6 protein-coding genes and 2 rRNA genes are annotated in these 6,274 nt (G+C 59.2%); 4 read left to right on the forward strand and 4 right to left on the reverse strand.

The annotated features are described in order from the left end of the window. Positions 1 to 32: 32 nt before the first annotated feature. Positions 33 to 1,061 (reverse strand): UDP-N-acetylmuramate dehydrogenase, encoded by a 1,029-nt coding sequence (gene murB, locus DUGA2_RS29520; RefSeq protein ID WP_070272921.1) that lies wholly within the window; start codon positions 1,059 to 1,061, stop codon positions 33 to 35. A gap of 155 nt (positions 1,062 to 1,216) precedes the next feature. Between murB and DUGA2_RS29525 the strand changes: the two genes are divergently transcribed. Together DUGA2_RS29525 and DUGA2_RS29530 are read left to right on the forward strand one after the other, a co-directional pair. Next, positions 1,217 to 1,702: a YajQ family cyclic di-GMP-binding protein gene (locus DUGA2_RS29525; protein ID WP_008446569.1), complete on the forward strand. Its 486-nt coding sequence runs from the start codon at positions 1,217 to 1,219 to the stop codon at positions 1,700 to 1,702. A 158-nt stretch (positions 1,703 to 1,860) separates the two neighbouring features. Continuing rightward, the gene (locus DUGA2_RS29530; protein WP_070272922.1) at positions 1,861 to 3,117 is read left to right on the forward strand and encodes a nitronate monooxygenase; all 1,257 of its coding nucleotides are present in this window, start codon (positions 1,861 to 1,863) and stop codon (positions 3,115 to 3,117) included. 64 nt (positions 3,118 to 3,181) lie between these two features. On the opposite strand, the gene DUGA2_RS29535 is transcribed toward DUGA2_RS29530, so the two are convergent. Continuing rightward, positions 3,182 to 4,117: an exopolyphosphatase gene (locus DUGA2_RS29535; protein ID WP_070272923.1), complete on the reverse strand. Its 936-nt coding sequence runs from the start codon at positions 4,115 to 4,117 to the stop codon at positions 3,182 to 3,184. A gap of 262 nt (positions 4,118 to 4,379) precedes the next feature. Between DUGA2_RS29535 and DUGA2_RS29540 the strand changes: the two genes are divergently transcribed. Together DUGA2_RS29540 and DUGA2_RS29545 are read left to right on the forward strand one after the other, a co-directional pair. Continuing rightward, complete coding sequence (locus tag DUGA2_RS29540) at positions 4,380 to 5,084, forward strand: hypothetical protein (RefSeq protein WP_070272924.1); 705 nt, start codon at positions 4,380 to 4,382, stop codon at positions 5,082 to 5,084. A gap of 24 nt (positions 5,085 to 5,108) precedes the next feature. Then, entirely contained in the window at positions 5,109 to 5,687 is a 579-nt protein-coding gene (locus DUGA2_RS29545) for a C39 family peptidase (protein WP_070272925.1), read from the forward strand. 75 nt (positions 5,688 to 5,762) lie between these two features. Here the strand turns inward: DUGA2_RS29545 and rrf are convergent. Further along, positions 5,763 to 5,875, reverse strand: a 5S ribosomal RNA gene (gene rrf / locus DUGA2_RS29550). 130 nt (positions 5,876 to 6,005) lie between these two features. Then, positions 6,006 to 6,274 (reverse strand): 23S ribosomal RNA (locus tag DUGA2_RS29555); the annotation flags it as partial.

The raw sequence follows: 6,274 nt of genomic DNA on the forward strand, positions 1-6,274 counted from the left end.
ACCCTGCCTTACCGGGTTAAGGCCTCACTCAATCAAACAAAGACCGGTTCCGGTTCCAGCAGCACGCCATAGCGCGCCTGCACATCTGCCTGGATAGCGCGCGCCAGCGCCACCACATCGGCGCCTTGCGCGCCGCCGTTATTCACCAGCACCAGCGCCTGTTTCGGGTACACGCCCGCCGCGCCCAGGTTGCGCCCCTTCCATCCACACTGATCGATCAGCCATCCCGCCGCCAGCTTTTCGCTGCCGTCCGGCTGCGCGTGATGCACCAGCGCCGGGAAGCGCTCCAGCAGCGCCGCGCATTGCGCGCCCGTCACCACAGGGTTCTTGAAGAAGCTGCCGGCGTTGCCGATCACCGCAGGGTCGGGCAGCTTGCGGCGACGGATCGCGATCACCGTGTCGGCCACCTGCTGCGCGCTCGGCGCGGCGATGCCCTGCTCCGCCAAGGCCTGCGCCAGTTCCGCATAGCGCAGATTGGGCTGCCACTGCCTGGGCAGCGCGAAGCAGACGTCGACGATGATCAGGCGGCGGCCATCCTCCTGCTTGAAAATGCTGTCGCGGTAGCCGAAGCGGCAGGCCGCGGCATCCATCGTGCGCGTGCTTGAGGTGGACGGATCGAACACTGTCACGCTGTGGAACACGTCCTTGGTTTCGAGGCCGTAGGCGCCGATGTTCTGGATCGGCGCAGCGCCCACCGTGCCCGGTATCAGCGACAGGTTTTCCAAACCGCCCAATCCCTGCGCCAGCGTCCACTGCACGAACTCGTGCCAGTTCTCGCCGGCCGCCGCGCGCACGTAGTGGTGATGCTCGTCGCTGGCCAGCACCTCGCGGCCTTGCAGCGCGATGTGCAAAACCAGTCCGGGGAAGTCCTGCGTCAACAGTAAATTGCTGCCGCCGCCGAGCACCAGCTTCGGCAAAGAAACCCAGGCGGCATCAGCAAAAACGCCGAGCAGTTGCTCTGTTTTTGTCACACGCAAATACGCGTGCGCGCTCGCCGCGATGCCGAAGGTGTTGAGGGACTGCAATGGGAACTGGTATTGGATGGGGAACTGTGGATGCATGGAGGAAAAACCTGGGAAATTTGATCGATTATAGAGCGAAACAAGCAAAAAACCAGCGTCGATATGGCGGCGATGGGCCGGTTGTCCGTTAAAATGTCAGTCTTTGATGCAGTGAGTTTGATTCATGCTGCATGCCACACGAAAAGGAAATAGTTATGCCGTCGTTTGATGTAGTCTCCGAAGCCGATATGATCGAAGTGAAGAATGCTGTCGAGCAATCTCAAAAAGAAATCGCCACCCGTTTCGATTTCAAGGGTACGGGCGCCTCTGTCGAGCACAAGGAAAACGAACTGACCGTCGTCGCCGACTCCGAATTCCAGCTGCAGCAGGTCCGCGATGTGCTGACCAACAAGCTGTCCAAGCGCAAGGTCGATGTCCGCTTCCTGGAAGACGGCGACATCAAAAAAATCGGCGGCGACAAGGTCAAGCAAGTGATCAAGATCAAAAACGGCATCGAATCCGACGATGCCAAGAAAATCGTGCGCGTCATCAAGGACAGCAAGATGAAGGTCCAGGCGAGCATCCAGGGCGACGCCGTGCGCGTCACCGGCGCCAAGCGCGACGACCTGCAAGCGGCCATGGCCATGCTGCGCAAGGACGTGCCAGAAATGCCGCTGGAATTCAACAACTTCCGCGACTGACCTCCTCGCGCGACGCCCGGCGCGGCGTCACAATGCTGTAGTACACGTGGAGTAGAATCAAAGCGGGCTCCATGCGGGTGTACTCACGCGCGACCGCATTTCACGCATAGCGTCGGGCTTTACGCCCGGCAACCAACTTCGGTAGTCTAAGGATAGCAATGAAACGTGTTGATGATTTCCGCCTGCGATTTGGCAAAAACGAGTACGTGCCCATCATGGTTGGCGGAATGGGCGTGGATATTTCGACGTCCGAACTGGCGCTGGAAGCAGCCCGCCTGGGCGGCATCGGCCACATCTCCGATGCGATGGTGGAAGACGTGTCCGATCGCAAGTTCGACACCAGCTTCGTCAAGGACAAGACCAAGCTCTACAAGTTCAACATCAACAACATGGACAAGTCCGTGGTGCAGTTCGACCTGGAACGCCTGGCCGACGCGCAGCGCCGCCACATCGGCGCCACCATGGCGGCCAAGCAGGGCCCCGGCCTGATCTTCGTCAACTGCATGGAAAAGCTGACCATGAACGGCCCGCGCGAAACCCTGCGCACCCGCCTGAACGCGGCGCTGGACGCCGGCATCGACGGCATCACGCTGTCGGCCGGCCTGCACTTCGGCTCGTTCGCGCTGATGGCCGACCACCCGCGCTTCCGTGAAGCCAAGCTCGGCATCATCGTGTCGTCGGTGCGCGCGCTGCAGATCTTCCTGCGCAAGAACGCCAAGCTGGACCGCCTGCCGGACTACATCATCGTCGAAGGCCCGCTGGCCGGCGGCCACCTGGGCTTCGGCATGGACTGGGCCGAGTACGACCTGATGACCATCACCCAGGAACTGCTGGACTACCTGAAGGCGGAAAACCTGGACATCCCGCTGATCGCGGCCGGCGGCATCTTCACCGGCAGCGACGCGGTGCGCTTCCTCGAAGCGGGCGCGGCGGGCGTGCAGGTGGCGACCCGCTTCACCGTCACCAACGAGTGCGGCCTGCCGGCCAAGGTCAAGCAGGAATATTTCAAGGCGTCGGAAGAAGACATCATCGTCAACGGCGTCTCGCCGACCGGCTATCCGATGCGCATGCTGAAAAACACGCCGGCCATCGGCGCTGGCATCCGTCCGGGCTGCGAGTCCTACGGCTACCTGCTGGACGCGACCGGCAACTGCGCCTACATCAATTCGTACAACCGCGAAGTGGCGGCGCATCCGACCGAGAAGAATATCGTGGTCATGGACAAGACCTGCCTGTGCACCCACATGCGCAACTTCAACTGCTGGACCTGCGGCCACTACACCTACCGCCTGAAGGACACCACGCACGTAAAGGCCAACGGCGAATACCAGCTGCTGACCGCCGAGCACGTGTTCAAGGATTACCAGTTCAGTGTGGACAACCAGATCGCCCTTCCTGAAAAAGAAGAGGCGTAAAAAAACGCCATGTGCGCTTGCGACGCTCAAGATCGTCGCACGGCCACATGGCGTTTTTTTATAATTACCCTTCGGAATTTATTCGCGCGATCAAAGCGCCCAGCACCTCTTCCGCCCGCTCGTTGTCGACCTGGCAGGTGCCCGCATTCTCATGCCCGCCGCCGCCATACTCCAGCATCAGCGCGCCGATATTGGTCTTCGACGTGCGGTTCAAAATCGACTTGCCGGTGGCGAACACGGTATTCTGGTTCTTCAATCCCCACAGCACGTGGATCGAGATATTCGTCTGCGGATACATCGCATAGATGATGAAGCGGTTGCCGGCGTAGATGATCTCCTCGTCGCGCAGGTCCAGCACCACCAGGTTCTTGTGCACGGTGGCGCAGCGGCGGATTTGCTCCTTGCACTTCTCCGCATGCTCGAAGTACAGCTCCTTGCGCTCCTTCACGTCCGGCAATGCCATGATCTCGGCGATCGTGTGATTCTTGCAGTAGTCGATCAAATCCATCATCAGGTTGTAGTTCGAGATACGGAACTCGCGGAAGCGGCCCAAACCCGTGCGCGCATCCATCAGGAAGTTCAGCAAATCCCAGCCTTCCGGATTCAACACTTCCTGCTCGTTGAAGCGCGCGGCGTCGCCCTTGTCCACTGCCACCATCATGTCGTGCCACGAGGCAGGGAAAGCCTTCTCGGCGCCGTAGTAATCGTAGACCACGCGCGCGGCCGACGGCGCCTCCGGATGGATCACATGGTTCTTGCGATCGCCGGTGTTGCGGATGGTTTCCGACAAATGGTGGTCGAAGGCGATGTGCACGCCAGGGACGAAAGGCAGATTGGTGGTGATGTCATTGTCGCTGATGGCGATCTTACCGTCCTGCATATCCTTCGGATGGACAAACAGGATTTCATCGATCATATCCAGATGCTTCAACAGGACTGCGCACACCAAACCGTCGAAGTCGCTGCGCGTTACCAGACGAAATTTTTTTGCTTCTGACATGAATGCACCTCTAGTGGATTGAACACGACGATGGGCTAATAATACAACCCAAATCTGCACGTGGACAGCAATTGTCATGACACGTTGCAATACGTCACATCGGGCCCGAGCACCTTTCGATTGTTAAGAAATCAAAAATCCGTGTGGCCTCTGTCTCAAATGTGGAAAAACCACAAACTTGCATATTGGATTACCTAGAATGGGCCTCGCTGCCCTTCTCGACCGGCAGCCCCTACCCCATCAGCAAGAGGAGACAGAAACCATGCCGCGTATTTCCACCCTGCTCGGGTTGGCCATTTCAGGCTGCCTGAGCCTATCCAGTCCGACGCTATTCGCCCAACCCGCCCCGATCGGCGCATCGCCACAGGCACAGCAAGACGGCGCAAGCAGCGCCGCCCGGCGCGACTTCACGCAGTTCGTCCAGTTCCAGGTGCAGAACCATGCGGGCAGCGCGCCGCAAGGTTTCCCGCTGGACGTGGCCGACGTGCAGGACTTGAAGGACGCCCGCATCGCCTATGGCTTCCCGGTCTACACCGTCGACCCGGCCGACCTGCTGGCCGGCCGCCGCGAACTGAAGGCCATGGCCAAGCCCACCGGCATCTGGCGCTTCGTCGTCACCCTCAACGAACAGCCGATCGGCCTGGCCACGGTGGAACAGGTCAATGGCAAATGGGAAACGGTGGCTTATGGCGCGACCGTGCTGGCCAAGGATCTGGATGCGGCGATGACCGCCTATGGCAACGCCGACCGTTCGAATGTGCGCGTGCTGCGTATTTACCAGGCGCAATCCGATTTCCTGGAAGTGAGCTCCGCCCAGAACGGCGCCGCCCGCTTCGCGCCACTGCATTCAGCACGGCAGTCGCTGCTGCTGCAGCGCAAAGCCGCCGGCGACGGCCTGCTCGATGCGAGCGAGCTGCTGGAGCCGCTGCGCGCGGCGGTCAAAAAGAATCTGGAGAGCGCGCGCTAAGCGGCTCGCAACTAGGAGACTCTCATGAAAAAATTAAACAGTTTGATATTGAGCGCGGCTTTGCTGGCGGCGCTGCCGTCTGCCTTCGCACAGTGGAAAACCCTGAACGTGCCGCTGGTGACGCAGGAGCACAGCCAGTGGTGCTGGGCCGGTTCCAGCAAGGCCGTGCTGAACTTCTACGGCCAGACACCCAGCCAGTGCCAGATCGTCAATTGGGCCTTCGGCCTGAACTACGCCTGCGGCAACAGCAACTTCAACTGGAACAGCAACGCCAACCAGCCGAACAGCATGTATGGCAGCAATGGCAGCGTGCAAAACATCCTCAAGGCCTGGGGCGTCAGCAATACCGCGTACAACTCGGCCTCGTCATGGAACAGCGTGGTGTCGGATATCAATACGAACCGCCCGTTCGTGATCCGCTACGGCTGGAGCAGCGGCGGCGGCCATATCATGGTGGGGCGTGGCTATGAAACGGCCAATGGCGTGAATTACGTGTACATCATGAACCCGTGGCCAGGCGAAGGCCAGACCTACCGCACCTACGCTTCGGCGGTTTCGGCATCGGACCACCAGTGGACGCACACACAGCGCATGAATCAATAGACGAAAAAAAACCCCACCTGCACTGAACGCAAAAAAGCCCACCAGGATCACCTGGTGGGCTTCTTCTTATAACTAGCCTGACGATAACCTACTTTCACACTGGTTGCAGCACTATCATCGGCGCAGAGTTGTTTCACGGTCCTGTTCGGGATGGGAAGGGGTGGGACCAACTTGCTATGGTCATCAGGCATTGACTTGTACGAGCGACGCTTTCAGCGGCGCTCCGAATCTGGAGAAGTAAGTAAATGGGGTAATGAAGTTGTTGTATCAACGAACGTTCCAACGTACTTCTCATTCACCATAACCTGCTAAGGTTATAGGGACAAGCCGTACGGGCAATTAGTATCAGTTAGCTTAATGCATTACTGCACTTCCACACCTGACCTATCAACGTCCTGGTCTCGAACGACCCTTCAAAGAGCTCAAGGCTCTGGGAAATCTCATCTTAAGGCAAGTTTCCCGCTTAGATGCTTTCAGCGGTTATCTCTTCCAGACTTAGCTACCCGGCAATGCCACTGGCGTGACAACCGGTACACCAGAGGTCTGTCCACTCCGGTCCTCTCGTACTAGGAGCAGCCCCCTTCAAA

This window comes from Duganella sp. HH101 (assembly GCF_001758795.1).
Classification (GTDB): Bacteria; Pseudomonadota; Gammaproteobacteria; order Burkholderiales; family Burkholderiaceae_D; genus Rugamonas; species Rugamonas rivuli.

Excerpts from the sequence above, each read along its gene's own strand:
- murB (WP_070272921.1), bottom strand. The coding sequence starts at position 1,061 with ATGCATCCACAGTTCCCCATCCAATACCAGTTCCCATTGCAGTCCCTC.
- DUGA2_RS29525 (WP_008446569.1), top strand. The coding sequence starts at position 1,217 with ATGCCGTCGTTTGATGTAGTCTCCGAAGCCGATATGATCGAAGTGAAG.
- DUGA2_RS29530 (WP_070272922.1), top strand. The coding sequence starts at position 1,861 with ATGAAACGTGTTGATGATTTCCGCCTGCGATTTGGCAAAAACGAGTAC.
- DUGA2_RS29535 (WP_070272923.1), bottom strand. The coding sequence starts at position 4,117 with ATGTCAGAAGCAAAAAAATTTCGTCTGGTAACGCGCAGCGACTTCGAC.
- DUGA2_RS29540 (WP_070272924.1), top strand. The coding sequence starts at position 4,380 with ATGCCGCGTATTTCCACCCTGCTCGGGTTGGCCATTTCAGGCTGCCTG.
- DUGA2_RS29545 (WP_070272925.1), top strand. The coding sequence starts at position 5,109 with ATGAAAAAATTAAACAGTTTGATATTGAGCGCGGCTTTGCTGGCGGCG.